The organism is Streptomyces sp. NBC_00390, assembly GCF_036057275.1.
Lineage (GTDB): Bacteria > Actinomycetota > Actinomycetes > Streptomycetales > Streptomycetaceae > Streptomyces.
The window spans coordinates 8,410,518-8,433,311 of the sequence record NZ_CP107945.1 but is presented as its reverse complement, the minus strand read 5'-3'; the positions used below and the strand labels follow the sequence as shown (position 1 = coordinate 8,433,311).

Annotated in this window: 26 protein-coding genes and 2 pseudogenes; 11 read left to right on the top strand and 17 right to left on the bottom strand. The window is 68.8% G+C overall.

Going from position 1 to position 22,794, the window contains the following annotated elements; all coding sequences use genetic code 11:
* Positions 1–566: 566 nt before the first annotated feature.
* The 7 genes from OHS70_RS37760 to OHS70_RS37730 form a co-directional block, all read right to left on the bottom strand.
* A complete protein-coding gene (locus OHS70_RS37760; RefSeq protein WP_328405227.1) occupies positions 567–920 on the bottom strand; it encodes an ATP-binding protein in 354 nt (117 codons plus the stop codon).
* A gap of 412 nt (positions 921–1,332) precedes the next feature.
* Positions 1,333–2,325, bottom strand: coding sequence for a hypothetical protein (locus tag OHS70_RS37755; protein WP_328405225.1), 993 nt, complete (start codon positions 2,323–2,325; stop codon positions 1,333–1,335).
* Between the two features lie 99 nt (positions 2,326–2,424).
* On the bottom strand, positions 2,425–3,348 hold the full coding sequence (locus tag OHS70_RS37750; protein WP_328405223.1) for an ROK family protein: 924 nt from the start codon (positions 3,346–3,348) through the stop codon (positions 2,425–2,427).
* The gene (nagB, locus tag OHS70_RS37745; protein WP_328405221.1) at positions 3,348–4,127 is read right to left on the bottom strand and encodes a glucosamine-6-phosphate deaminase; all 780 of its coding nucleotides are present in this window, start codon (positions 4,125–4,127) and stop codon (positions 3,348–3,350) included. Before nagB ends, OHS70_RS37750 begins: the two co-directional genes overlap by 1 nt.
* 1 nt (position 4,128) lies before the next feature.
* A complete protein-coding gene (gene ptsP / locus OHS70_RS37740) occupies positions 4,129–5,802 on the bottom strand; it encodes a phosphoenolpyruvate--protein phosphotransferase (RefSeq protein WP_328405219.1) in 1,674 nt (557 codons plus the stop codon).
* Positions 5,799–6,065: an HPr family phosphocarrier protein gene (locus OHS70_RS37735; protein WP_328405217.1), complete on the bottom strand. Its 267-nt coding sequence runs from the start codon at positions 6,063–6,065 to the stop codon at positions 5,799–5,801. The genes ptsP and OHS70_RS37735 overlap by 4 nt, the downstream gene beginning before the upstream one ends.
* Positions 6,066–6,104: 39 nt before the next feature.
* A complete protein-coding gene (locus OHS70_RS37730; protein WP_328405215.1) occupies positions 6,105–7,340 on the bottom strand; it encodes a PTS transporter subunit EIIC in 1,236 nt (411 codons plus the stop codon).
* A gap of 313 nt (positions 7,341–7,653) precedes the next feature.
* On the opposite strand from OHS70_RS37730, the gene OHS70_RS37725 reads away from it, so the two are divergent.
* The 7 genes from OHS70_RS37725 (at position 7,654) to OHS70_RS37695 (ending at position 12,433) form a co-directional block, all read left to right on the top strand.
* Positions 7,654–8,382, top strand: a complete 729-nt coding sequence (locus OHS70_RS37725) for a GntR family transcriptional regulator (protein ID WP_328405213.1) — start codon at positions 7,654–7,656, stop codon at positions 8,380–8,382.
* Between the two features lie 159 nt (positions 8,383–8,541).
* Entirely contained in the window at positions 8,542–8,772 is a 231-nt protein-coding gene (locus tag OHS70_RS37720; RefSeq protein WP_328405211.1) for a glucose PTS transporter subunit EIIB, read from the top strand.
* Entirely contained in the window at positions 8,769–9,233 is a 465-nt protein-coding gene (locus OHS70_RS37715; RefSeq protein ID WP_328405209.1) for a PTS sugar transporter subunit IIA, read from the top strand. Before OHS70_RS37720 ends, OHS70_RS37715 begins: the two co-directional genes overlap by 4 nt.
* Complete coding sequence (locus OHS70_RS37710; RefSeq protein WP_328405207.1) at positions 9,218–9,976, top strand: HAD family hydrolase; 759 nt, start codon at positions 9,218–9,220, stop codon at positions 9,974–9,976. The genes OHS70_RS37715 and OHS70_RS37710 overlap by 16 nt, the downstream gene beginning before the upstream one ends.
* Positions 9,973–10,995 carry a Gfo/Idh/MocA family protein gene (locus tag OHS70_RS37705; RefSeq protein ID WP_328405205.1) on the top strand — a complete coding sequence of 341 codons (1,023 nt, stop codon included), beginning with the start codon at positions 9,973–9,975 and terminating at the stop codon, positions 10,993–10,995. Before OHS70_RS37710 ends, OHS70_RS37705 begins: the two co-directional genes overlap by 4 nt.
* Positions 10,992–12,014 (top strand): Gfo/Idh/MocA family protein, encoded by a 1,023-nt coding sequence (locus OHS70_RS37700; protein WP_328405203.1) that lies wholly within the window; start codon positions 10,992–10,994, stop codon positions 12,012–12,014. Before OHS70_RS37705 ends, OHS70_RS37700 begins: the two co-directional genes overlap by 4 nt.
* A 56-nt stretch (positions 12,015–12,070) precedes the next feature.
* Positions 12,071–12,433 (top strand): WD40 repeat domain-containing protein, encoded by a 363-nt coding sequence (locus tag OHS70_RS37695; RefSeq protein ID WP_328405202.1) that lies wholly within the window; start codon positions 12,071–12,073, stop codon positions 12,431–12,433.
* Between the two features lie 62 nt (positions 12,434–12,495).
* Here the strand turns inward: OHS70_RS37695 and OHS70_RS37690 are convergent.
* A pseudogene (locus OHS70_RS37690) lies at positions 12,496–12,606 on the bottom strand (IS5/IS1182 family transposase); the annotation flags it as partial.
* Between the two features lie 178 nt (positions 12,607–12,784).
* Between OHS70_RS37690 and OHS70_RS37685 the strand changes: the two are divergent.
* Entirely contained in the window at positions 12,785–12,955 is a 171-nt protein-coding gene (locus OHS70_RS37685; RefSeq protein ID WP_328405200.1) for a hypothetical protein, read from the top strand.
* Between the two features lie 174 nt (positions 12,956–13,129).
* Entirely contained in the window at positions 13,130–13,762 is a 633-nt protein-coding gene (locus tag OHS70_RS37680) for a hypothetical protein (protein ID WP_328405198.1), read from the top strand.
* Between the two features lie 442 nt (positions 13,763–14,204).
* Here the strand turns inward: OHS70_RS37680 and OHS70_RS37675 are convergent, their stop codons facing one another.
* The 4 genes and pseudogenes from OHS70_RS37675 to OHS70_RS37660 form a co-directional block, all read right to left on the bottom strand.
* Positions 14,205–14,687 carry a hypothetical protein gene (locus tag OHS70_RS37675; RefSeq protein WP_328405196.1) on the bottom strand — a complete coding sequence of 161 codons (483 nt, stop codon included), beginning with the start codon at positions 14,685–14,687 and terminating at the stop codon, positions 14,205–14,207.
* A gap of 492 nt (positions 14,688–15,179) precedes the next feature.
* Positions 15,180–15,499: pseudogene (locus tag OHS70_RS37670) on the bottom strand (DNA helicase); the annotation flags it as partial.
* A 194-nt stretch (positions 15,500–15,693) separates the two neighbouring features.
* The gene (locus OHS70_RS37665) at positions 15,694–16,251 is read right to left on the bottom strand and encodes a hypothetical protein (RefSeq protein WP_328405194.1); all 558 of its coding nucleotides are present in this window, start codon (positions 16,249–16,251) and stop codon (positions 15,694–15,696) included.
* 451 nt (positions 16,252–16,702) lie between these two features.
* A complete protein-coding gene (locus OHS70_RS37660; RefSeq protein WP_328405192.1) occupies positions 16,703–17,050 on the bottom strand; it encodes a hypothetical protein in 348 nt (115 codons plus the stop codon).
* Between the two features lie 174 nt (positions 17,051–17,224).
* Here OHS70_RS37660 and OHS70_RS37655 point away from each other — a divergent pair, with 174 nt between their 5' ends.
* The gene (locus tag OHS70_RS37655; protein ID WP_328405190.1) at positions 17,225–17,644 is read left to right on the top strand and encodes a nuclear transport factor 2 family protein; all 420 of its coding nucleotides are present in this window, start codon (positions 17,225–17,227) and stop codon (positions 17,642–17,644) included.
* A 74-nt stretch (positions 17,645–17,718) separates the two neighbouring features.
* Here OHS70_RS37655 and OHS70_RS37650 read toward each other — a convergent pair whose 3' ends face one another.
* Together OHS70_RS37650 and OHS70_RS37645 are read right to left on the bottom strand one after the other, a co-directional pair.
* Complete coding sequence (locus tag OHS70_RS37650; protein WP_328405188.1) at positions 17,719–18,114, bottom strand: hypothetical protein; 396 nt, start codon at positions 18,112–18,114, stop codon at positions 17,719–17,721.
* Positions 18,115–18,346: 232 nt separating this feature from the next.
* Positions 18,347–18,802: a hypothetical protein gene (locus OHS70_RS37645; RefSeq protein ID WP_328405186.1), complete on the bottom strand. Its 456-nt coding sequence runs from the start codon at positions 18,800–18,802 to the stop codon at positions 18,347–18,349.
* 394 nt (positions 18,803–19,196) lie between these two features.
* On the opposite strand from OHS70_RS37645, the gene OHS70_RS37640 reads away from it, so the two are divergent.
* A complete protein-coding gene (locus OHS70_RS37640; protein WP_328405184.1) occupies positions 19,197–19,733 on the top strand; it encodes a hypothetical protein in 537 nt (178 codons plus the stop codon).
* 324 nt (positions 19,734–20,057) lie between these two features.
* Here the strand turns inward: OHS70_RS37640 and OHS70_RS37635 are convergent, their stop codons facing one another.
* From OHS70_RS37635 to OHS70_RS37625, 3 genes are all read right to left on the bottom strand, one after another.
* Complete coding sequence (locus OHS70_RS37635) at positions 20,058–20,441, bottom strand: DUF6083 domain-containing protein (RefSeq protein WP_328405182.1); 384 nt, start codon at positions 20,439–20,441, stop codon at positions 20,058–20,060.
* 259 nt (positions 20,442–20,700) lie between these two features.
* A complete protein-coding gene (locus OHS70_RS37630) occupies positions 20,701–22,041 on the bottom strand; it encodes an LCP family protein (protein WP_328406173.1) in 1,341 nt (446 codons plus the stop codon).
* Positions 22,042–22,336: 295 nt separating this feature from the next.
* The gene (locus OHS70_RS37625) at positions 22,337–22,543 is read right to left on the bottom strand and encodes a hypothetical protein (RefSeq protein ID WP_328405180.1); all 207 of its coding nucleotides are present in this window, start codon (positions 22,541–22,543) and stop codon (positions 22,337–22,339) included.
* Positions 22,544–22,794 lie beyond the last annotated feature (251 nt).

Genomic DNA, 22,794 nt, shown 5'->3' with positions numbered 1-22,794 from the left:
ACCCGGGCGGACCTGGGCCGGGTGACGGTCAAGCCTTCGCCCGGACTCCGCGCCCGCAAGCGTGTGGGGGACGCCGACGCCGGGCCAGCAGCTCCTCCGTGACCGTCACACATGCACGCCCCAACCCTGAAACCCCTCACTCAGTTGAACGCCGGAGCGAGTGGGGCGACGGGCGGCACCGGCCGATCTCGTCATCACCAGAACGGCATATCGCGCGGCAGCGATCGGGGGCTGCCTCGTTCGGCCCAGACTGCGGCCGTGTTCACGGTGTCCCGGCCGGCGACAGGGCAGCGTGGGGAACGGAGTCCGCCCGGGAGTCCTTCGCACGTCGACCGGGCGGACCGCTCTTCGTGGTCCTCACACAGTGCGCAGGACGGCGGCCACCTTGTCGAGGACGGCCGCGTCCGGCCACGACAGCGGCACGCCAATATCGGCGGCAATTCTCGGGCTGGAGGCCTGCATGGACGCCACAGCGGTACTCGCATGGGCACCGGGGCTACGACCTACCCGACCGGGCGTCTGGAACAGGGAGAGGTGCCACTCTCGCAGGGCCGGCAGCGTGCTCATCAGGGGTGCAGCTCTGCCCAGCGGGTGGCGCCGCCTGCGTGTGTAACCGTGCCGTGGCGAATCGCCATGGCGGCCACGATCTGCATGCCACGACCATGTTCCCCTTGCTCGTCGACTCTGGGCGGTGGATCGGGTTGCGGGCCGCCGTCAGTGACTTCGATTCGCAGGACTTGTCGCTGGATGCAGCGCACTCGCAGAGCAGTCGGTGGCAGGGCGTGGAGTACCGCATTGGTGACGAGCTCGGAGATGATGAGGAGAGCGTCGTCGCGTGCCGCAGGCGACAGTTTCAGGTCGGTAAGGAATTCCTTCGCAAGGCGTCGCAGCCGGCTGACGTCCCGGGCACCGGCACTCACCAGTGCGAGGTGGGGGTCGCGCGGGTCGCCTGCCGCGTTCCCGTGACTTTCGCAGAAGAGCTGGTCGGTCCTTGTGGCCCCGCAATCCGGGTTCAGTGCGTGCAGTTCGACCGGCCCTACTGGTTCAGGGGGTGCTTGAGCAGTCATCACAACCTCGGGTTTCCGCGGATGCGACGAGCGGTCGTCGCGGCCGCCGAGCGATGGCCCATAAACTGGTAATTACCAGATATGACCAGTTTGGGCCGCGGTGGCGGGGTTGTCAATTTCGATTTCGCGGAAATCGGCCCGAATCTTGTGCGTAATTCGTGGCGGAGCGGGCACGTCGCTGCCGATCCTGTTGCGCCTTGCGGCAGCACCGTGGGTGGACTTCCCGGGAAGGACCGTTGCGGTGTCCCGGGCTGCGTATGCCGAGTCACCGTGGTGAGCGCCTGTTCCTGGCCCTGAACGCCCGAGAGTGCCATTCCTGGACCTCTTGCAGGGGGGCGCCGTCCAGTTCCCAGGGCCAGGAGGCGGCGACCGCTGCGGTTGCCTCGAAGACCGGCCATGCTTCCTGCAGGCGTGCGGCTTTCGCCAGCACGTAGGCGAGAAGGTTCAGGTCGAGAAGGGCTGTTGCATGCCTGAGAAAGCCGGGCTGTATCCAGCTGGCCAGGGCATCGTCGACGAGGGCGCGTTCGTGGGGCTGGTCCCAGTGTCGGCGTGCGGCGAGTGCCGTGATGCCTCCTGCTGACAGAGCCCTTCGGTACCGGCTCAGGCCGGCAGTGAGGCCTACGGCTGCTACGGGAGAGCCCGCGGGAGCGGAGACAGCCACTGAGTCCGTGAACTGAACGGTCAGAACATGGGACCCGCACTCCTCCGGGGAGACGTATTGCAGCATCTGCCAGTGAGCTTCCCGGTTCCATGGATCGCGCGATTTCACGGCGTTCCATATGGGCTGCACTTGGGCCCCGGGCGCCCGCACCAGCCGGTAGTAGCTCAGCATGGCCACCCATGGGGCAGGGTCCTCAGGTGCCAGTTCAGCGGCATCCCTGCACAGGGCGATCGTGGTGCTGAGATCGCCGGTGGGGCCGCCTGAACGGGCCTGGGCGATGCCGGCGAGGGCCTGCAGGAGCATGGCGTCGGCACTGGCGGGATTCCAGGTGCGCCAGTGGCCGGCCAGGACGTGCGCTTCGGGGAGGTTGCTGAAAACGAGCAGGCGGTGCATCCGCCGGTCCCAGTCCTTCCCCGGGTCGCGCAGTGCTTGCTCTATCGGATAGGTGAGGGCGCCGCGGTCGTTGCATTCGGCCAAGTTGTTGCCCTGGGCCGCTATCTGGGCTCCCAGATGTGTCAGGGCGCGGGCGAGGGGCTCGTCGTCGAGCTCGGGCTGCAGCCTCCGGGGAGGTCGGTGGCTGCGTTTTCGGGGCCACACGGGTGACGTGCTCCTTTCATGCGGGGCAGGCGTACAGCTGCGATGTCGGCACTGCCGGAACCGGCGGTCGCACCGGGCGGGACCGGCCGCGGGCCGGGCTCAGCATGTGCTCCGTAGGAATGAGCGTGCGCCTGCAGCCTCGGCGGCCCGTAGAGCCGCGCCGAGGAGTCCCGCGTCCGCGCCCAGCGGCGAGATGTCGACCGCGGGGGCGGTGCGCCAGGCGAGTCCGCTCTGCAGGGAGTGCCGGACGGGCTCCGCGAGCGCATCTCCGGCAGCGGTCATGCCGCCGGCCAGGACGATGCGCTGCGGGTCCAGCAGGACTGTCGCGGTGACGAGCGCTCTTCCCAGAGCGTCGGTTCCCTCGGCCCAGAGCCGTGCGGCCTCGGGATCGGTGTCCCTTTGTGCGGTGATGTCGGCGGCGTTGTCGGCGGTGCCTCCGGTGCGGCGGTAGCGGCGGACCAGGGCGCCGGCTGCTGCGTACGCCTCTACGCAACCGTGTTGACCGCAGGCGCAGAGCTCACCGTCGGGGTGGACAGGGATGTGGCCGAATTCGCCGGCGAAGCCGTGGGCACCCTCCACGAGTCGTCCGTTGCTGACGATCCCTGCGGCGATGCCGGTGCCGAGTACGACGACGAGCAGGTCCTGTACGTCGGCGCCGAGTCCGAGCCGCTGCTCGGCGAGGCAGGCTGCCCGCACATCGTGTTCGAGTGTGACGGGGATACGGAGCTTGTCTGCGACCGCCGCGGCAAGGGAGGTGTCGCGCAGTCCCAGATTCGCGGCGTACCGGACGACGCCGGCGCGGGCGTCGATGAGCCCTGGGGCGCACAGGCCGACGGCTGCGGTACGGGCACGCACGAGAGCAGTGGCCGCCCGCACGACCGCCGCGACCACCGCTTGAGGCCCTTGGCTGGACGGGGTGGCCAGCCGGAGGGTCTCCTCGGTCACCCCTTGCGCGTCGAACCGCGCGGCTTTGATGGTGGTGCCGCCGAGATCGACGGCGACCACATCGGCGGGGCGGCTCATCAGTACCCCTGGCCGGCGGGCTTGCAGCGGGCGACCTCACGGTAGTAGGGCTGTTGTTCCAGTCGGGCTGCGGCGAGCTCGTCCACGACCACCGTGACATGCGGATGCAATTGAAGGACGGAAGCGGGGCACATCGCGCTGACGGGTCCTTCGACGGCGGCGGCCACCGCGTGGGACTTGTGCGGGCCGGTGGCGATCAGTACGAGGTGGGATGCCGCGCCGATCGTGGCCAGCCCCTGGGTGATGACATGCCTTGGCACCTCGTCGATTCCGCCGAAGAAGCGTGCGTTGTCGCGGCGGGTGGCGTCGGTGAGGGTCTTGATCCGGGTGCATGAGACGAGCGAGGAGCCCGGCTCGTTGAATCCGATATGGCCGTTGACGCCGATCCCGAGGATCTGCACGCCGACCGGGCCCGCTGCCGTGAGGGCGCGCTCGAAGCGGCGGGCCTCCTGGCGCGGGTCCGATGCCGTTCCCTGGGGGGCGTGGACCCGGGCGGGATCGAGGTCGACGTGGTCGGCCAGTTCGCGGCGGATCACCTCGAGGAAGGACTGCGGGTGGGCGGGTCGGAGCCCTATGTACTCGTCGAGCAGGAAGGCGTCGACGCCGGCGAAGCTGAGGGCCTCGTGGCGGTGGCGGCGGACCAGGTCGCGGTAGATGCCCAGGGGTGAGGAACCCGTGGCCAGCCCCAGGGTCCTGGTACCTGCGACGATCGCGCGGTGGATGATGCCGGCGACGGTGCGGCCTGCGTCTTCGGCGTCGGGGCGGATCACCACCTCCACGTCAGGCCTCCTGCCGTTCGCTCGCTGCGCCGAGGAAGGTGCCACTCATCCGCCGTGCTGTGCGGGGTTCCCCGGCGCTGAGCGCGCCCGTGGCCAGCTCTTTGCACTCGTGCAACGTGAGCCGGGCGAGCGCATCGCGCACGGCGGCAACAGCCGGGGCGGCCATGGAGAGGCTGCTCACGCCCAGCCCGGCCAGGACGGGGGCGAGGAGCGGGTCGGCGGCCGCTTCACCGCAGACACCGACGGGGCGGCCGAGTGCCCTTGCGGCGCTGCACACCTGGGAGATGAGGGTGAGAAGGGCCGGCTGCCAGGGGTCCAGAAGGTGGGCGAGGGTGTGAGCCGTGCGGTCTGCGGCGAGGGTGTACTGGGCCAGGTCGTTTGTGCCGATACTGGCGAAGTCGACGTGCCGCAGAACCTCGTGCGCGAGAAGGGCTGCCGACGGTACTTCGATCATGATGCCGACGGTCTGTACTCCGTGGCCGCGGGCCAGGTCGGCGAACTGTGCGGCTTCCTGCGCGGTGGAGACCATGGGTGCCATGACCTTCATCTGCACGCCGGTCCTTTGCTGTGCCGCCACGAGTGCCTTGAGCTGGGTTTCGAGGATGCCGGGCTCGATCGTCGAGGTGCGCAGGCCCCGGACGCCCAGGGCGGGGTTGTCCTCGGCAGGAAGCCGCAGGAAGGGCAGGGGCTTGTCGGAGCCGGCGTCCAGGGTGCGGACGGTCACGACGCGGCCCGTGAAGGCCGTGAAGACCTGGGTGTAGGCGTGGATCTGCTCGTCGACGGTGGGCGCCTCGCGGCGGTCCAGGAAGAGGAATTCGGTACGGAACAGGCCCACGCCTTCGTTGTCGGCCCTGGCTGCCCGGGAGGCATCGCGGGGCGTGCCGATGTTGGCGAGGAGCGCGATGGCGTGCTGGTCCGCGGTGCGTCCGGGGCCGTGTGTACGAGGTTGCTGTCGGGAGCGCGCGTGTTCCAGGGCTTGCTGCCGGCGTTCGGACGAGGGGTGTGCTTCGACGGTACCGGCTTCGCCGTCGAGGATGACGGGAGTGCCGTCGGACAGAGTGGCGGCTTCGCAGCAGCCCACGACGGCGGGTAGTCCCAGGCTGCGGGCGAGGATGGCTGTGTGACTGGTCGGGCCTCCCCTTTCGGTGAGCAGCCCCACCGCTTCGCTGTCGGCCAGGCCCGCGGTGTCGGCCGGGGAGAGGTCTTCGGCGGCCAGGATGAAGGGGTGGCCCGGTCGTGGGATGCCGGGCATGGGCACACCCAGCAGGAGCGCGACGGCGCGGTTGCGTATGTCGCGGAGGTCGGTGGCTCGTTCGGCCATGTAGCCGCCGAGGCTCTCCAGTTGACTGCAGTAGCCGTCGACGGCGAGGGAGAGGCTGTGCGCGGTGGGCAGGCCCTGGCCGATGTGGTCGGCGGCGGCCTGGACCAGGGCGGGGTCGCCGGCCATGGCGGCGCCGGCCTCCAGGATGGCGCCGGTCGTTCCGCTCGCCTCGATCGCGGCCAGCTGTTCGGCGACCTGGGCCAAGGCTTGCCGCACACGCTGCACTTCGTGCTCGGGGTCGTCGCCCGGGGTCCCGCAGGGGTCGGTGATGACCGGCGGCGTCATACGGATCAAAGGTGCCGACGCCAGTCCCGTGCTGACGCCGTAGCCGGTCATCGTGGTGGAGGCGCTCACGCGTCGAGCTCCTTGCTCAGCAGGGCTGCCAGCTCTTCCAGTACAGCCTCCGCGCCGTCACCCTCTGCGGTCAGGGTGACCTGGTCGCCGTAAGCTGCGCCGAGCGTCATGACGCCCAGCATGCTGTCGGCGGCCACCGGGGGCTTGCCGTCGACAGCCACGGTCACGCGGACCGTTTTGTGGGCGGCGGCCTGGACGAAGGTAGCGGCGGGGCGGGCGTGCAGGCCGCTGCGTGAGCCGAGGATGACGACGCGCTGTGCCATGGACGGTTCCTTTCGACGGGTGGTTCGGGGACGTGGCGGTCAGATTGCGGGTTCGGGACGGCGCTCCTCGGCTGCGTCCGGGTTTTCTTCCTCACGGCCTGGGGTGCGCAGGTTCCAGCGGCGGATGACGAAACGGAACAGGACGTAGTAGAGGGCGGCGTAGGCCAGGCCGATCGGGATGAGCAGCAGGGGGTTCGTGGCCTTGCCCCAGTTGAGGACGTAGTCGATGAGTCCGGAGGAGAAGGTGAATCCGTGGTGGATGTCGAGGGCGTTGACCAGGGCGAGGGAGGTGCCGGTCAGCACGGCGTGCACGAGGTAGAGGGGCCAGGCGACAAAGAGGAAGGCGAACTCGATCGGCTCGGTGATGCCGGTGAGGAAGCTGGTGAGTCCGGCCGAGAGCATGATGCCGCCGACGGCTTTGCGGTGCTCGGGGCGGGCTTCGCGCCAGATGGCCAGGGCTGCGGCCGGGAGGGCGAACATCATGATCGGGAAGAAGCCGGTCATGAAGATGCCGGCTTCGGGGTCGCCTGCGAAGAAGCGGTTCAGGTCGCCGTGTGCACCGTTGTAGTCGCCGATGATGAACCACACGACGGAGTTGAGGATGTGGTGCAGTCCAAGGGGGATGAGCAGCTTGTTCGCGGTTCCGTAGATGCCGCCGCCGACGATGCTGTTCTCGTCGACGGCCTCGCCGACGGCGGTGAGGCCGTTGTTGAACAACGGGTAGACCAGGCTCATCAGGACGCCGACGACGAGTGCGGTCACCGCGGTGAGGATGGGGACGAGTCTGCGTCCGCTGAAGAAGCCCAGATAGGGCGGGAGTGCGGTGCGATAGAAGCGCTGCCACAGCATCGCCGAGAGCAGCCCGATGACGATGCCGCCCAGGACCCCGAAGTTGACCAGCGCCTGCTCCCCGGCCAGGTCCTTCTGACCTTCCAGGACGACCGGAGACATGGCCTTGAAAACGCCTTCCAGCACGAGATATCCCACCACCGCGGCCAGGGCGGTGGAGCCGTCGGCCTTCTTCGCGAATCCGATGGCGATGCCGACGGCGAAGATCAGCGGCAGATGTGTGAAGAGCGCTCCACCGGCGGCGGAGATGACGTGTGCGGTGTCCTGCAGTGCGGGGAAGCGGCCCAGGACGTCGTCCTGCCCCAGCCGGAGCAGCAGGCCTGCTGCGGGGAGCGTGGCGATCGGCAGCATCAGGCTGCGGCCGAGTTTCTGCAGGCCTGCCAGGCCCGGGCGGCGGCCGATGGATGGGGATGTGCTGGTGCTCATGACGACCTCAAAGGTGTGCAGGAGGGGGCAGGAGAGCAAAGACGAGCCGGGCGGGGACACAGCCCGGGGACGGCTTCAAGAGAAGCCAGTGGACAGGACCGGTACTATCTGGTCATGACCAGTTGGCCCTCAATATGGTCCCGCCGTCACGCAGGTGTCAATGCCTATGGCGTCAGACATGGGAAAACCCTCACCTGCAGGCCGCCACCAACCCCCCGGGCGACCATCCCGCCCCGGCGAAAGGACGCGTGAGGCATACTGGTCATAACCAGTGGGGTCGCAGACACACCCCCGGATCGAGATTGGGGCCGCAGTGACCGCACAGCAGATTGCCGCCAAGGGCATGGTGCCCAAACATGCACAGCTCCGCGCGATCCTGGTCGACATGTGCACCAACCAGCTCTCCCCGGGCGACGCGCTGCCCAGCGAGCGCCAGCTGTGCCTCGACCACGGAGTCAGCCGCGTGACGGTACGCGAGGCGCTCGGCCAGCTCGTGGCCGACGGCCTGGCGGTCCGCGTCCACGGGCGCGGGACGTTCGTGGCCGAGCGGGCGCACCGTTCGGAACTCCGCCTGGCCTCGTTCCACGAGGACATGCGCCGCCTGGGCCTGGAGCCGGGCACCGTGGTGCTGTCCATCAACCAGGACGCCCCGCCACCCGCCACCGCCACCGCGCTGCAGATGAACGAGAAGCAGCAGGCATGGCATGTGCGCCGCCTGCGGCTGGCCGACGGGACCCCCATCTGCGTCGAGGACGCGTGGTACAGCGCCGACCTCCTACCGGAGCTGGACAGCGTGGACTTCACGATCTCGGTCTACGACACTCTCGCCTCGCGCTTCGGTCATCCCATCGACCGTGCGGAGCAGACGGTCGGGGCCGGGCCGGCCTCCTCGGAGACCGCCGCACTGCTGGGCATCCGCCCAGGCGCCTCCGTCATGATCTTCGACCGCATCGCCTACAGCGGGGACCAGCCCATCGAGCACGCCTACTCGTGGTTCCGCGCCGACCGCTACCAGCTGCACATGACCCTGACCGACCAGTGACGGAGCCGCCCCCGGGAAACCGAGGGCGGAGGTTGCAGAATTGACATGCACATGGCATTCAGTCATTGCACGCCGGCGCGGGAGTGAGGTATCTTGTGGTCATGACTGGTAATAACCAGTAGCACTGAGTCGCAACGTGATCCATTCGGAGGGGCACCCATGTCCAAAGCGCAGCTGATCGTCGAGGGGCTCGGCGGGGCCGGCAACATCGCCGATATCGAGGCCTGCATCACCAGGCTCCGCACCGAGGTGAACGACACGGGCGCCGTCGACGTCGATGCCCTCAAAAAGGCAGGAGCTCTCGGGGTGCTCGTTTCGGCCGGCGTCGTGCAGGTCGTCGTCGGCGCCGAGGCGGACGCTCTGGCCGAGGACATCAAGGAGATCCTGTGAGCCTCGCCGTATACGCCCCGCTGACCGGTGATCTTGCAGCACTCGGCAAGGTGCCCGACCCGGCCTTCGCAGCTCAGATGCTCGGCTCAGGACTGGCGATCGAACCTTCCCAGGAGCCCGGGCCCCTCGATGTCGCGGCACCCGTCGCCGGCGTAGTGGCCAAAGTGCACCCGCATGCGTTCGTGATCAAAACCCGCTGCGGCACAGGTGTTCTGGTGCACGTGGGCATCGACACCGTTCGACTGAACGGAGAAGGCTTCCGCACGCATGCGACCGAAGGAGAGCAGGTCGAGGTAGGCCATGCCATGCTCACCTTCGACCCCGCCGTGGTCCGAGCACATGGCCTGTCCGCGATATGCCCTGTCGTCGTGCTCGACAGCCGGCCCGGCTCGTCGCAGCCGCCCGCCGTCACCGGCCCGATCCGCGCAGGCGCACTCTTGTTCAGTTGGACCGCGTCGTGACGGGCGTGCGCAGCGGCCTGCGAAAAGGGCTCGCCGGCACGGCCTGCAAGGCAGTCCTGATGGATCTGGACGGGACGTTGGTGCTCAGCGAGGACGTGCACCGGCGTGCCTGGCAGGCATTCTTCGACGCATGGGCAGTGAAGATCACCGAAGCCGAGTACGAGCAGCACTACATGGGGCGACGCCCCGCTGACGTCATCACGGGCGTGCCAGGACCTTGGACGGGGACAGACTCGGTCGCCGCGCTGGCCACCATGACAGCCTTCACACTGGATCACGCCGACAGCGTTCAGGTGGTGCCCGGCGCCACAGAGCTCATCCGGCAGCTGCGCACGAAATACCTCCTGTCCGTGGTCACCAGCGCCGGAGCCCAGTGGGCCCGGCGCATCCTCGAAAACGTCCTCGACGTGCGCGGCCTGGTCGACGTCGTCGTCACCTCCGAGGACATCACCTGCGGCAAGCCGTCGCCGGAGGGCTACCTGAGGGCCTGCGCTGCCCTGCGGGTCCGGCCTGAACAGTGCCTCGCCTTCGAGGACTCGCCCTCGGGGGTCCGCTCGCTTGTAGCTGCCGGAGTACGGGACATCGTCGGTGTCACAACGACCGCCACCGCGGCCGACCTCACCCACGCCGGAGCGCGCTGGACCGTTGCCGATCTCACCCCCCGCAGCATGCAGCACATACGCGGCTCCATCAGTACGAGGACAGGGGCCCCGGCAAGCAGTGACACGGAGGCCGAAGCGTGAACAGACTCGACGTGGCCGTGATCGGTGCCGGCTTCATCGCACGCACCCACCTGCCCGCCTGGATCGCCCTCGGGGCACGGGTGCGCATCTTCTCGACCGACGGCCAAGCCGCCCAGCTCGCCGAAGAGTTCGCAGCCACCGAGGCTTCCACTTTGGACGAGGCACTGGAGTGGGCCACGGTCGTCGACATCTGCACTCCCACCACCACCCACCGCGACATCGCTCTGGCCGCCTTCGAGGCGGGAGCGGACGTACTGTGCGAGAAACCCCTGGCGCTCGCCCCAGCTGACGCCCTGGAGATGGCGTATGCCGCACAAAAGGCAGGCCGTCAGCTGTACCCCGGACACGTCGTCCGGTTCTTCCCCGCCTACGTACGGCTCCGCCACGCCCTCAACTCCGGTGCGCTGGGCCGTGTCGCGATGGCCCGCTTCACCCGCACCGGCCGCTATCCGACATGGAGCCCCTGGTTCGCCGACCCCACACTCTCCGGAGGCATCGTCACCGACCAGATGCTCCACGACATGGACATCGCCAGGTGGCTGTTCGGAGAGGTGGTCAGCATCCACGCCACCCAGCGCGGACACCTCAACGCCCAGGCGCCCGAGAGCCCCGTGGCCACCGGCAGCGCCACCCTCACCCACGCATCCGGCGCCATCACCCAGGTTCTGGGCGTATGGGGCCCACCTGCCACACCCTTCCGCTACACCTTCCATGTCGCCGGCTCCAACGGCACCCTCACCCACGACTCCCTCGCCCACCCGTCACTGCGCCTGGTCGGGCAGCAAGGCACCGAAGCCGACGGGGTACCCACCGGCGACTTCGGTGAAGACCCGTTCACCACCCAGATACGCGAGTTCGCAGCCGCCTTCAAGGGCGGGCCCGCCCCAAGGGTCGACGCATCGGACGGAGTGGCGGCCGTCCGACTCGCCGCAGCCGCCCGCCAGTCCGTAGCAACCGGCCTGGCCGTTGCAGTCGAAGGCTCGTGTCAGCAAGAGCCCCTGGAAGGAAACCGCCCATGAAGGTCGCCGTCCTGTCCTTCGCCCACGTCCACGCCGCAACCTACATCGAGCTGCTGCGCGACCGCACAGACATCGAACTCGTCACCACCGACCCCGATGCCCCGCCCGGCGACCCGGCCCGCGGCAAGACCCTGGCCGATCAACTCGCCGTCACCTACCGGGCAGGATATGAAGAGGTCTTCGCAGAGCGCCCCCAGGCGGTCATCGTCACCAGCGAGAACGCCCGGCACCGGCAACTCGTCGAACAGGCCGCCGCCGCCGGCGCACACATCCTGTGCGAAAAGCCCCTGGCCACCACGGAAGAAGACGCACGAGCCATGATCGACGCCTGCGAGCAGGCCGGCGTCAGCCTCATGACCGCCTACCCCGTGCGCTTCCACCCGGCCTTCACAGCCCTGCGGCACACCCTCACCGACGGCACCCTCGGCCGGCTCCTCAGTGTCCACGGCGTCAACAACTCCAGCCCCCCGAGCCTGGAACGGCCCTGGTTCGCCGACCCGGCCCTCGCGGGTGGCGGCGCCATCATGGACCACACCGTCCACATCGCAGACCTCCTCGACGTCCTCCTCGACGGCGAACAGCCCACCCAGGTCTACGCCGTCGCCAACACCCACCTCACCCCTGACGGCGCCGACGAACCGGCTGTGGAATCAGCCGGTCTGCTCACCCTCACCTACGCCCGCGGACTCGTCGCCACCATCGACTGCAGCTGGAGCCACCCGTCCTCACACCCCACCTGGGGCGGCCTCACCCTCACCTGCATCGGCGAACGCGCCCTGGCCGAATTCGACGCCTTCCCACCACTGCTCACCGGCTACGACACCACCCAAGCCACCACCCGCTGGGAACCCGCCGCCACCGACCTCAACGCCGCCATGCTCGACAGCTTCCTCACCGCCGCCCGCACCGGCCAAAGAGCCCACCCCGACGGACACACCGGACTACGCACTCTTCGAAACGTCCTGGCCGCCTACGAATCGCTCCGCACCGGCCAACCCACCACCCTCACACCATCCTGACCGGTCCACGAAGGACCGCCACCCCCACCGTCCAGGCCGGCAGCGCATGTCCCCACATGCTGGCGCGCCGGCCACTACAACCACCCTCGCAAACCAGCAGTCACCACGCCCACAGGACGGGGAAGCTCTGGGACGGCACGGTCCGGATGTGGGACCTCGCCACCCGCCGGCAGACAGGCGAACCCCTGAACGGTCACACGGACGCGGTGGGAGCGGTGGCAACAGGCGTGGTGGACGGCCGGCCCATCGCCGTCACCGGCAGCTTCGACGCGACGGTCCAGGTGTGGGACCTAACCACCGGCCGGCAGGCAGGCCGTGAGCTGGTGTTCCCCTCGGCGGTGCAGGCGATGGCGGTGGCCTCGGATGGGCGGCTTGTGGTCGGCTTCGGCTGGGAGGTCGCTGTTCTGTCCTCCCGCTGACCTCACGACAAGTCCCCCCGCGACATCGCGAACCAGATCAAGGACGAGAGACTGGATCGCGCGTCACCGGCCTGTCCGGCGGTGAGAACAAAGACCAGGGGCCGGCAATGGGGATCGGACGCGAGATGGATCTTCGTCGTCGGTCCGCCGCGGGACCGGCCGATGGCGTGGTCGTCCGGCTCACCGGCCGGAGCCCCCTTTCCTTCAAGCCGGTCACCGCCTCGAGCAGGCGGCAGCCGCCGACACCATGCATGAGTACGAGACATAGCCGGATCCTTCTGTTTGGTCACCTGCGCTCAGACACCTCCTGGCGGCCGGCCATGAACAACCGCAGTGGGAAGGAGATACAGCGTGTGGAAAACAGTCGGGTTCGCCATCGGCGCCGTCCTCTTGGCGGCCGTGGTGGTGTCTATTCTCGTTCTGATTGACCTCATACGTGAGCGGATCGTCGACAACGCGGCATGGCAGGGGGCCGGAACGAGGCGGCCGGCTGCCCCCGACGAGCCGGAGCGGCCGGAGTGAAGACCGCGTCCCCCGACGGAGCTCTCCGGGGCGTACCGTCCGTGCCCCGTGACGGCTGTGTCCCGGGTACGTGACATCAGGTTGTGCGGAGCTGCGTCGCGACCGGGCCGCTGCTACGTTCCCGGTCCGGGGTGCGGCCGGTGTGCGGCCGCCTGTGAACAGGGGGAAGTCCAGATGCACGCCGATCGTTTCAGACCCGCCGTCATCGCTCTCGCAGCCGTCGCACTGGCCGCGGTGCTCACCGGATGCCAGGAGGACGGTTCCGCTGCCGGCGCCGAAACACCGAGCGTCGGCACCACGGCCGTCGCGACGCCCGGCGGTAGCACCCCTGCCGGGAAGCCGGGCACCAAGCCGACCGGCACGCCTGCCGGTAAGCCGGGCACCAAGCCGACCGGCACGCCCGCCGGATCGGCCGCGCCCAGCGAGCCCGCCACCAAGTGCGCCAGCGAGCCGCCGGCCCCGGACGACTACGACCCGGACGAGATCGCCCTCTACCGTATCGAGGAACTCGACGGCAGCACCGGGAAGGTGAACCTCGTCCTGCAGCACGGGGCTTGGGGATGCCCTGAGAAGGACACGGACGGCGCGCCCTTCGTCGTGAGCGGGGAGGAGAGCCGCTGGGCCCTCGACCAGGCCGCCTACGTCACCGCCACCACGCCCATCGTCCACAGCACCGAGAACCAGCGGATCGGCGTGCAGGAGTTGATCGACTGGATCGACGCGCATCCCGACTCCGGCCTGGTGTTCAAGTACGAGACCGGTGACGACGGCGCCATCCACCGCCTGGAACAGGTCTTCACCCCGTAGGAGACGGTGCACGACACCGACGGAGACCGGGACTGCTGCACGGACGGTTGCCTCGATACCCATTAAGAGCCCCGGTACGGCAAGGAGGGAACGTCTGAGGGGCGCCGGCAGATCAGACGGCCCCGTCCGGCAGTTGGCCATTGAGCCAGCGGCGGTGACGATGTGTTCCCGCACCTCAGGTGCCCACAGGACCAGGTCGTGCACCCCTCGTCCTGAGCACGCACGGTTGTGTGGCCCGCGAGCCCTGGCGCGGGGCGAGGCGGGCGATGTCGTCGGCGGCACACCTTCCACGGGATCCCGTCGACAACCCGCCTCCGGTCCGGGACGGGACGACCCGCCGGGGTGGGGCAGGAGACGGCTCGATCACCGCTCACCCCTGTTCAGTCCCGCAGGACGACGCGCAACGAAGAGGGCAGCGGCCGACCGACGTTGCGGACACGGCCTATGACGGACTGGGCGCAGGCCTGTCCGCCGTTCCGGCGTCGCTCGTCGCGCCGTTCGTCCCGGAGGGCCCCGCGCCCCGCGACCGCACGGCCTGTCTGACGTTCCAGGCCCCGACGAGGAGACAGACCAGACCCGTGGCGCCCGGTATCAGCCAGACGCCGTTCTCGTTCTTGACGGCCCCGGCCGCCGAAGGTCCGTCAACGGTGACGGCCACCGGCTCCGTCGGCTTCTCGTCGAAGGTGGTGTCGACCTCCACCTCCGCGATCCGGAAGGAACCGTCCTCGGCCTCGAACGGACCGGAGCACGTCAGACCGTCGTCGTCACCGTCGGTGTCGTAGATCTCGCAGTGCTCGGCCCGGAAATGACCGGGCGTTCCCGTCAGCTGTGTCTCCAACCGCAGCAGGCTGCCGCCCAGCAGGAACATCCCGCCGCCCAAAGCCACGACAGTGGTGAGAATCCGTCCCGGTTTCATTCGTCCCATCCCCCCCGCTCCCCATGCACCACGCATGTGGTCGGCGGGCAGCGTAGCGCCTCACCTTCGGGGGCCGGAGGCCGGGGCCGTCGGCGACCCAGGTGGCTCGCCGACCGCAGACCGCCGTCGTGTGCGGGGGCATCAGGGGCTCGGGACGGAGGACCCGCCCGAGGCGATCCAGTGACACTCGTGGACGACAACCGGGTCGCTACCGCTCGGTCCCGAAACGGCAGGCATGCCGCGAGCGCCGGGCGGAGCTGGGGCTGTCCGCAGACGACGACAAAGACCGCGCCAAGGCACAGATGCTCACCGGCGCGGCCGTCTTCATCCTCGTACACCGGTTGCGCGCCACACGCACAACGTCGTCACGGAACTCTTGGGGATACGGGACAGGCACAGCAACATCCTTCCAGGCCGCCCCAAGGGCAAGCCAGATCAAGATGTCACCAGACCGTGCAGCAGTCCCATTCCATTTTGCGGCCCAGTCCGTGGGCTTCGCTGTTACCGGGCAGTGCCCGCTTTACTGTGAGCGGCTGAGTGGTCGTTGCTCCAGGACAGGCCGCCGATGTCGAGGCGGGCTTGGGCTCGGGTTACGGCTACGTAGGCGAGGCGTGCTTCGGTGTCTTCGATGGGTCCTGGGACGGGGCGGCCGTCGGCGTCTCGTTCGTCGGTGTCCTTGGGTGGGGTGAAGGGCCTGCGGGGTCGGTGTCCGCGTATGCCTGGAGTTCGCCCCAGGTGGGGAACAGGATGAGTTCGGGGTGCCAGGTGCGGCGTCCTTCTTGGAGGTCACGGCCGGCAGCACGACGCAACAAGGCGCGCAGGACGGCATCGGTCAACTCGTCGGTCAGGCGACGACCACCCGGCCGGCGTACCGGCGTACCGCCGCGCCGGGCCGACGCGCACCCAGCAGCCAGTCACGCCACCAACACCGTCGACCCGACAATCGGCCGCCAACCAAGCCCCCTGTGACCGACCATGCAACCCGGGCTCGATCCGTTTCCACGGACATCGGAGATCAGCGGTTCTGCCCCGGGTGGCCGGACATTTCTGCCGCATCGCGTTCCGCAAGCCTCTTCAGCGTCAGCAGCTGCTTGCGCATCATGACGACATCACCCCAGGCCAGTAGCCGGCGCTGCATCCTGTGAACCGGTCCGGGCCGTTTCTCGACATCGACGGCAACGACCAACCGGCAACCCCGCGGCGCCGCTTCGAGGAGATAGGTGACGGCCATCTGCCCGTATCGCCGTGCGGGCTCCTCCGGCAGTACCCCTGTGATGTGCCGACCGGCCTCGAACCGGGCGATACGGAACGGCATGAAGGGCTGACCGGCCTCGAGGGGAACCACGTGGTCGGGCAGCCGGTCCGGACTCCTGTTCCCCCGGAAGTCGATCCAGTCGTAACTGTAGGGCGCCTGGCGCAGCTGCTCGACCCAGCGGAAGACAAGCTCCGGCGATGCGGCCACGTGCACGGCCCGCGTCCAGCGCTCGTGCGGACCGTCCATGAACTCGTCACAGGGGTAACGCGCGTGCCGCTCTTCAGGGGAGGCGCCCCACACCATTCCGGTCAACTCCATGTCCCCGAGCGTACGCTGCCCCTGACCGCCACCCCTCAGGGGGCAGGGGAATCGACACAACCCCGGCCCGAAGCCCCTCGCAGGACCAAAGAGCATTTCGTCCCGGCGCGAGTGTCACGGGGGGTGGTGTTCCTGGCCGGAGCGTTGCCGGGGGCGGCCGCCGCCACGGCGGCTTTCGACCACGGGGACAGGCAGAAGGTGCGGCACTCCGCCCGAGCACGGTCCCCGGCGTCGTCATCACCACCGCAACGAGTGCCACGCTCCCGATCCTGCAACGGGAAACTGCCTACCTCCAGAGGTGGTTCCGGGCCGTGGCCGGCCCCCGTGGTCCGCTCCGGTCGGGCGATAGGGCACCTCAACACGCACAAGGCGCGGCAGGCAGTCGCCCACCCGAGGAGCCTCAGTGATGGCCGGCCCGGGAACAGGCTTGGTGGCGGCGATTCCCGGGACATCAGGCAAGCGGCTCACGCAACTTGTGGATCTCGGGGCGGGCCAGGTCCACGAGGTCGTCTCTCAGCATCGTGTTGAAAGCCCGACGAGCGGCCAGCGCTTGCTCATCGACTTCCAGGCCGCCCCGCAGCTGACGCACGTAGGTCTGCCGCACCAGGTGCTCCGCCGGAAGGTAGGCGTCCTTCAACCACCGGTACAGGTCGTCCGAGGCCAAGAGCAGCAACCGCCGATACGCTTCGTCGCGATCAGCTTCGGACCAGCGCGCTGCCTGCTCTTCGAGGTTCGCCCGGATCAGGTCTTGGGCGCGAGGGCAGACGGGTGGGCCGCAGCGTGGGCGTGACGAGCTCATGTGGGGCCTGGCGTGCGCTCTTCATCGGCCCCTGGCTGGTCGGTCCCGAACGCCCGGGTGCCTGCGCCGTCACTCCCGCCGTGCCCGGCCTCCACAAGGAAGGTCGCCCGCGACGGCGGCCCAGCCTGTTGAATGGCAGGCCGAACCTTCAAGGCACGCGGTGACGGAGGAGTCATGGGCGAGACCGAGAACACTCGACTGATGCAGCACATCTTCGCCGGGCTGGCGGAAGGGAACGGCCGCCCCCTCGCCGAGAGCCTCGCCGACGACTTCCGCTGGACGATCATCGGTACGACGAAATGGTCTGGGACCTATGAGGGTAAACAGGCCGTCCTCAACGAACTCTTTCGGCCGCTGCTCGCCCAGTTCGCGGACACATACACGAACACCCCACAACGTTTCATCGCCGCCGGCGATTGCGTGGTCGTGGAGTGTAGAGGTCGCGCCACAACCACGGAAGGGGAGCCCTATCACAATACGTACTGCTGGGTTTGCCACATCAAAGAGGGAAAGCTGCAGTCACTGACCGAGTACTGCGATACCGACCTGATAGCAAGAACACTTGGGGAACCGGGCGAGGCCAAGCCCCGATAGCCACGGCGGCCGAGTGGGGAGCCGGCTTTCACCGGCTCCCCACCCCGAGCAGTTACTTCACGCCAGAAAAGCGCTCACATTACTGGCGCAGAGCACTCATTCCCGGCTTGCGCCATTCCCCCGGCGCGCGGCCGACCGTTACGAAATACCCGAAATGCCCTCAGCTTGAGTGCTGGTGCCACGGCGTCGGCGAGCCATGTCAGTCGAGCATCCTCAACATCGAGACCCTCCCGCGCCATGTCGCACCAGTCCCCCTGTTCGAGCAGGGCGAGGTGTGACAACCGGATCTGCTCCCAACACACCTTGAGGCCGGGCTCGTCGGATCGGACAGGAGTGTCCTTGGTCAGGTACTGGGCGATCGTCGCCGCGGCGACGCAGCGCTCGGCTGTCGGCCCAGGATGCCCGAGCTCGCGGACGTGCGCCTCCAGCACCGTGATCGCGTCCGGGTAGCGGCGGAGAGAAGTACCCATGCCTTCGCAGTACGTCATCGCGTGGAGAAGTCGGGTCGTGCGGTCGACCAGTTCTGCATCGGCGATCGGAACACCACCGCGTCGGCGGGGCGGACTGCCTCAGGACGGGAGCAGCGCAGCAGTCTTGGGAGTGTCCCGGGTGGGTCCGAATCAGGTTCCGGCGTCGTCATGTCCCATGGCGCGGACGTATGCGCCGGGACGGCCGCGTGCCGGTCGTCGCTGCCGGCCCGCGTCAGGCCGTGTCGTACGGGACGACCGCCGCCGAGTCGTCGTCGGCGGGCGAGATGTCCAGGCGGCCGCGGGCGAAGTGGAAGGCGAACTCGACGGCGCTGCCTTCGAGTACCAGCGTAGTGACGGGCTCCTCGGCGTACGGCGGCGTGTCCGGGCCGATGCGGTAGGCGGTGCGGATCACCTCGTCGTCGGGGTCCGTGCTGTCCACGGTGGCGAAGCCCGAGGTCTTCGAGTCCCAGGTGCCGCTGATCCGCAGCCCGTAGCGGATCTCCAGCAGGCCCGGCCCGGGGCAGCTCCAGCGGAAGCGGCCGATGCTGAGGACCGAGGTGATGCTGTCGAAGCGGCTCCACCCCCGCCCGTCGGGGAGGAAGTCCAGCTCGCTGGTCTCCATGGCCCCCACGTCGAAGGGGCTGCTGCACCAGTGGCCGAACAGACGCTCGTCGATCATGTGTGTCACACGCCGATTGTCCCCCGCTCACAGCGCGTACTCCGCAGCCTCGACGAGGACGGGCCCGACGCAGTCCATCAGGCACCGGCAGACCTCGCGGGCGGCGTCCTTGACGACGAACAGGATCACGGGGGGGAGAGAGAACCGCCACCGGCAGAGTCTCCGACTCCCTGAGACGCAACACCCCCGCGCCGGCAGGGAGCACCAAGCCGCGTCGGCGCCGGGGAGGGCTGGGCGGCACGGGGTCTCGCGCAGCGGCGCACGCGGACTCGGGGCCTCCGCGAACGGACCGGCGTCCTGCCTGGACCAGCTCGGGAACCGTTCCCCCGGATCCTGCGTGACCTCTTGACGTGTCGTCGGCTGGTGATGGGGGACCCGAATGAAAGCTCGGACGATGGTGAGCGTGGCGGTATCGGCCTGTGTGGCGCTGGTGGCGTGCGCGTGCGGTCCGGAGAAATCGAAGGAGGACACGGACGCGAAGCCTTCGCAGCCGTCCGCGTCCACGCACGCCGAAGAGCCGTCGGCCACGCCGTCCGTGTCCGCTCGGACCGAGAAGCCGTCGGCCCAGCCGACCGGCGACCAGCCCGCACCCAGGACGAAGGAGGGCGCGATCCAGCGGTACGAGCAGTACCTCCACGCCCTGGGCCGTGAGGACATCGACACGGTCTGCGAAGTGGCCGGGCCCGCCGCGAAGAAGGCACAGGACCAGGGGGCCGGCCCGTGCACGTCGACGTACACCGTCGTCTTCCAGATGATCTCGCCCGCGCAGAAGAAGGCCCTGCAAACCGCGACGGTCGACCCGCAGCGCATCGTCGTGCGCACGCCCGACAAGATCGAGATGCCCGTCGAAGCGGTCAGGGCCTCCGCAACCTTCTCCGAGAGCGACCTCGGCAGCTACACCCTGGAATACCTCAAGAACGATTGGTACATCACCGACTGAACCCGACGCGCCGTACGCGGAGCCGCCCGACGTTCCCCGCGCACGCAACCCGGTGGCCGGTCGTCCGGCCACCGGCGAGCCCAGTGGTCGCCGATTACCGTTCCCCGAACACCCTCCTACCGAGTGAGCCTTCCACCGAGCCCGTGCACCACACGAGTTGCACCGTCATGGACGTTCTGACCGCTCGCCCTGGCGACCACATCGCAGGGGAAGAACGGCAGCGGAGGCAACTCAGGGGATTCGACGGTCGGCGACAGCCAGCAGATCGCCACCGTGCCCCTCACTGACGCCACCAGCGCGGTTACCTCGGCCAAGGGCGTCGACCTACCCGGCGTCAGGCAACTCCTCCGGTGGCTTTGGCGGCTCCGGACCTGTCTGCCGAGCCGCCCACCGCGCATTCTCATCCCGCAGCGTCGTCAACCACGGCCACAGATCCGGCAGCGACCGAGCCGGGCACGCCAACCGATGCTCGATCCGACACGGTTGCGACGGATCCGGCGGGCAAACCCCGTACACCGTCACTCGGCCATCCGCCAAGGCGATCCACCGGTGCTCTGCAGGCACCGTGTGCGCCAGCGGCACCATGTCCGGCTCCAACAACACCCAATCCTGCTCCAGCGTCGCCACCCGATCCGCCAGCATCCCGCAGAACGGGCAACGCGACCGACCGCCCCCTAATCGCCGCGGGCCCTCGTTGAAATCCCCCATACCGTAAGGGTCGGCGGCGTGACGGCACATGCGTAGAGCACGAACCAGTCGGGACGAAGGGGGAGCCGGCGTCAGACGAGACCGGAGACAACACGGCAGGTGACATCAGCAACCACCGACAGGCATCGCACGGCCGAAACACGACGACACTGCCCACTCGGGGGCCAGGATCGGCCCGTGTCACCCCCACACCGACGGAGTCCGCTGCCCCGCCTGCTCCACCAGTAGTGACGCACGGGCCCTGAAGCCGCGACACTGGTCAGGGACGCCCGACGGGCTGTGCAGGTGATGTTCCGGTGCAGCGCAGGCTTTCCGCCGTGACAGGCGCGCCTTCGGCGACATTGCGGTCGTAGGTGACGGTCTTGATCACGACGGGTTGCGAACCTACGGCGACGTCGAACGCGGCGTTGCGGTCGTTCACGACCCGTAGGCGCGAGCCCGGCAGTGCGGCGGCAAGGGTGGACGCGTCCGCTTCCCGGCCAACGGGGTAACTGATGACCGGGGGGCCAGCGGGGCGGACGGGCGGGGCGGAAGCCGAAGTGTCCGTCACAACGAAGCCGCTGCGCCGCAGACCCTCGGCGAGAGTGGCATCGTCCACGCGCACGTGGATGGCGGCAGGATTGGTGAGGGCGGGTGTTTCCGGGACGGGCTGGATCCGCGGATCGCCGGTGATCGGGCGGTCTGCGCGCAGAGCTTCCCACAGCGCGCGGGAGCGGGCTTCATGCCAGACGAGTGTGGAGCCCACGCCGGGTACGCGGTGGTCGAAGTCGGCGATCGGGACAGTACTGAACTCGGTCCGGTCCGCCGACAGCCTGCCCAGCGCCCAGCCGATGCGCACGAGGTCGTCCAGTCCGGTCCGGTCGTCGGTGCGAACGGACTTCAGCAACTCCTGCACCGTGCGTACCGTGTTGACCGGGTCGGCGAAGGCCCCTTCGCTGCTGAGCTGCGCAAGCATGCCGGACACCATGCGCTGCTGGCGTCGGACACGACCGAGGTCCCCCGCCCGGTTGATGTGGCGGGCCCGGACGTAGCGCAGGGTCGCGTTTCCGTCGGTGCGGTGGGTGCCGGCGGAGATGTCGAGACCTGAGTTCTCGTCCTTGAGCGGCTTATCGGTGCACACGGTCGCCCCGCCGAGGTTGTCGACGGCTTGCTCGAAGCCGGTGAACCCGGTCTCGAGGTAGTGGTCGATGCGAAGGCCAGTCGCCTTTTCGACGGTGCGTACGGTCAGCGGACCCCGGCCGATCTTGTAGGCGCCATTGATCTTGCCGCGGCTGGCAGGGCCGACGGCGTCACCCGGCACGGCGTACTCGACGTACGAGTCACGCGGGATGGAGACGATACTGGCGCGCCGCTGGTCCTCGGACAGGTGAACCAGCATCATCACGTCCGTGCAGTCGCATCCTTCGCCTCCCACATGAAGCCGTCGCTTCTCGGCAGCCGACAGACCGGTGCGGCTGTCGACCCCGACGACCAGGATGTTCGTACCGCGACCGCTGGTGCGGCCCGACGGTTGACTCTCGGCCGAGACAGTCTGGCTGCCCAGGTACGAGCCGGAGGTGAGGGTGACGATCAGGGTGAGCCCCAGGACAAGACGACGCATCACGAACCTCTGGATAGGAACGGATCTGATCATTTCCGACGCTATCCGGCTCTGATGTCCCTGGTGGCGTTACGCGCCGGTCGTGGACGTGCCTTCCTCCCTTGGGCGGCAGGGAAGCACTCCCCGAACGGCACCTGGGCGGGTGATCCTTTGCGCGGCAGTGGTGCTGGCGGGACAGGCCGGCGGGGCGCCGTTCTCGTACACGGTGACACGGACCTCGGGGCCCTGCTTGGTCAGGGGCGCGGCCCGTGTGCCCCGGGACGGCCGGCGCAGCACCTCGGGACGGGTCAGCTGTTCAGCCCGCGCTCTGGATGACGTATCCCCAGGTGCCGCAGCGGCCCGCGCGTACCAGCGGCCGACTGGCCGCCCAGATGCTGGGCGTCGACTCCTTGGCCGGCTCATGGGTGCGCTCGCGGACCGTCTGCTGCACAACTCCCCGACGCAGAAGGAGATCGTGAGAATCGATGCCCGATACGAAGACCAGATCGGGCTGTTCGGGCACGTGACCCCCTCCAATCTGACCGGGCGAGGCATGGTGCGGCCGCGCCCCCGTCCCGTCCAGTTCCCGGGGGCGCCGCACAGCCCAGCAGCGTGACGATGGAAGTCGTCCGGCACGCGGTCGCCGAAGAGGAACACCTGTATCCGGCAGTGCGCGACCAGGGTGGGGCAGCCCCGAGGCCGGGATGGAACAGATGCCTCCAATGGGGGCATCTTGACAGGCGCATCGGTAGGTTCTATGCCGGTAGTGGAGGA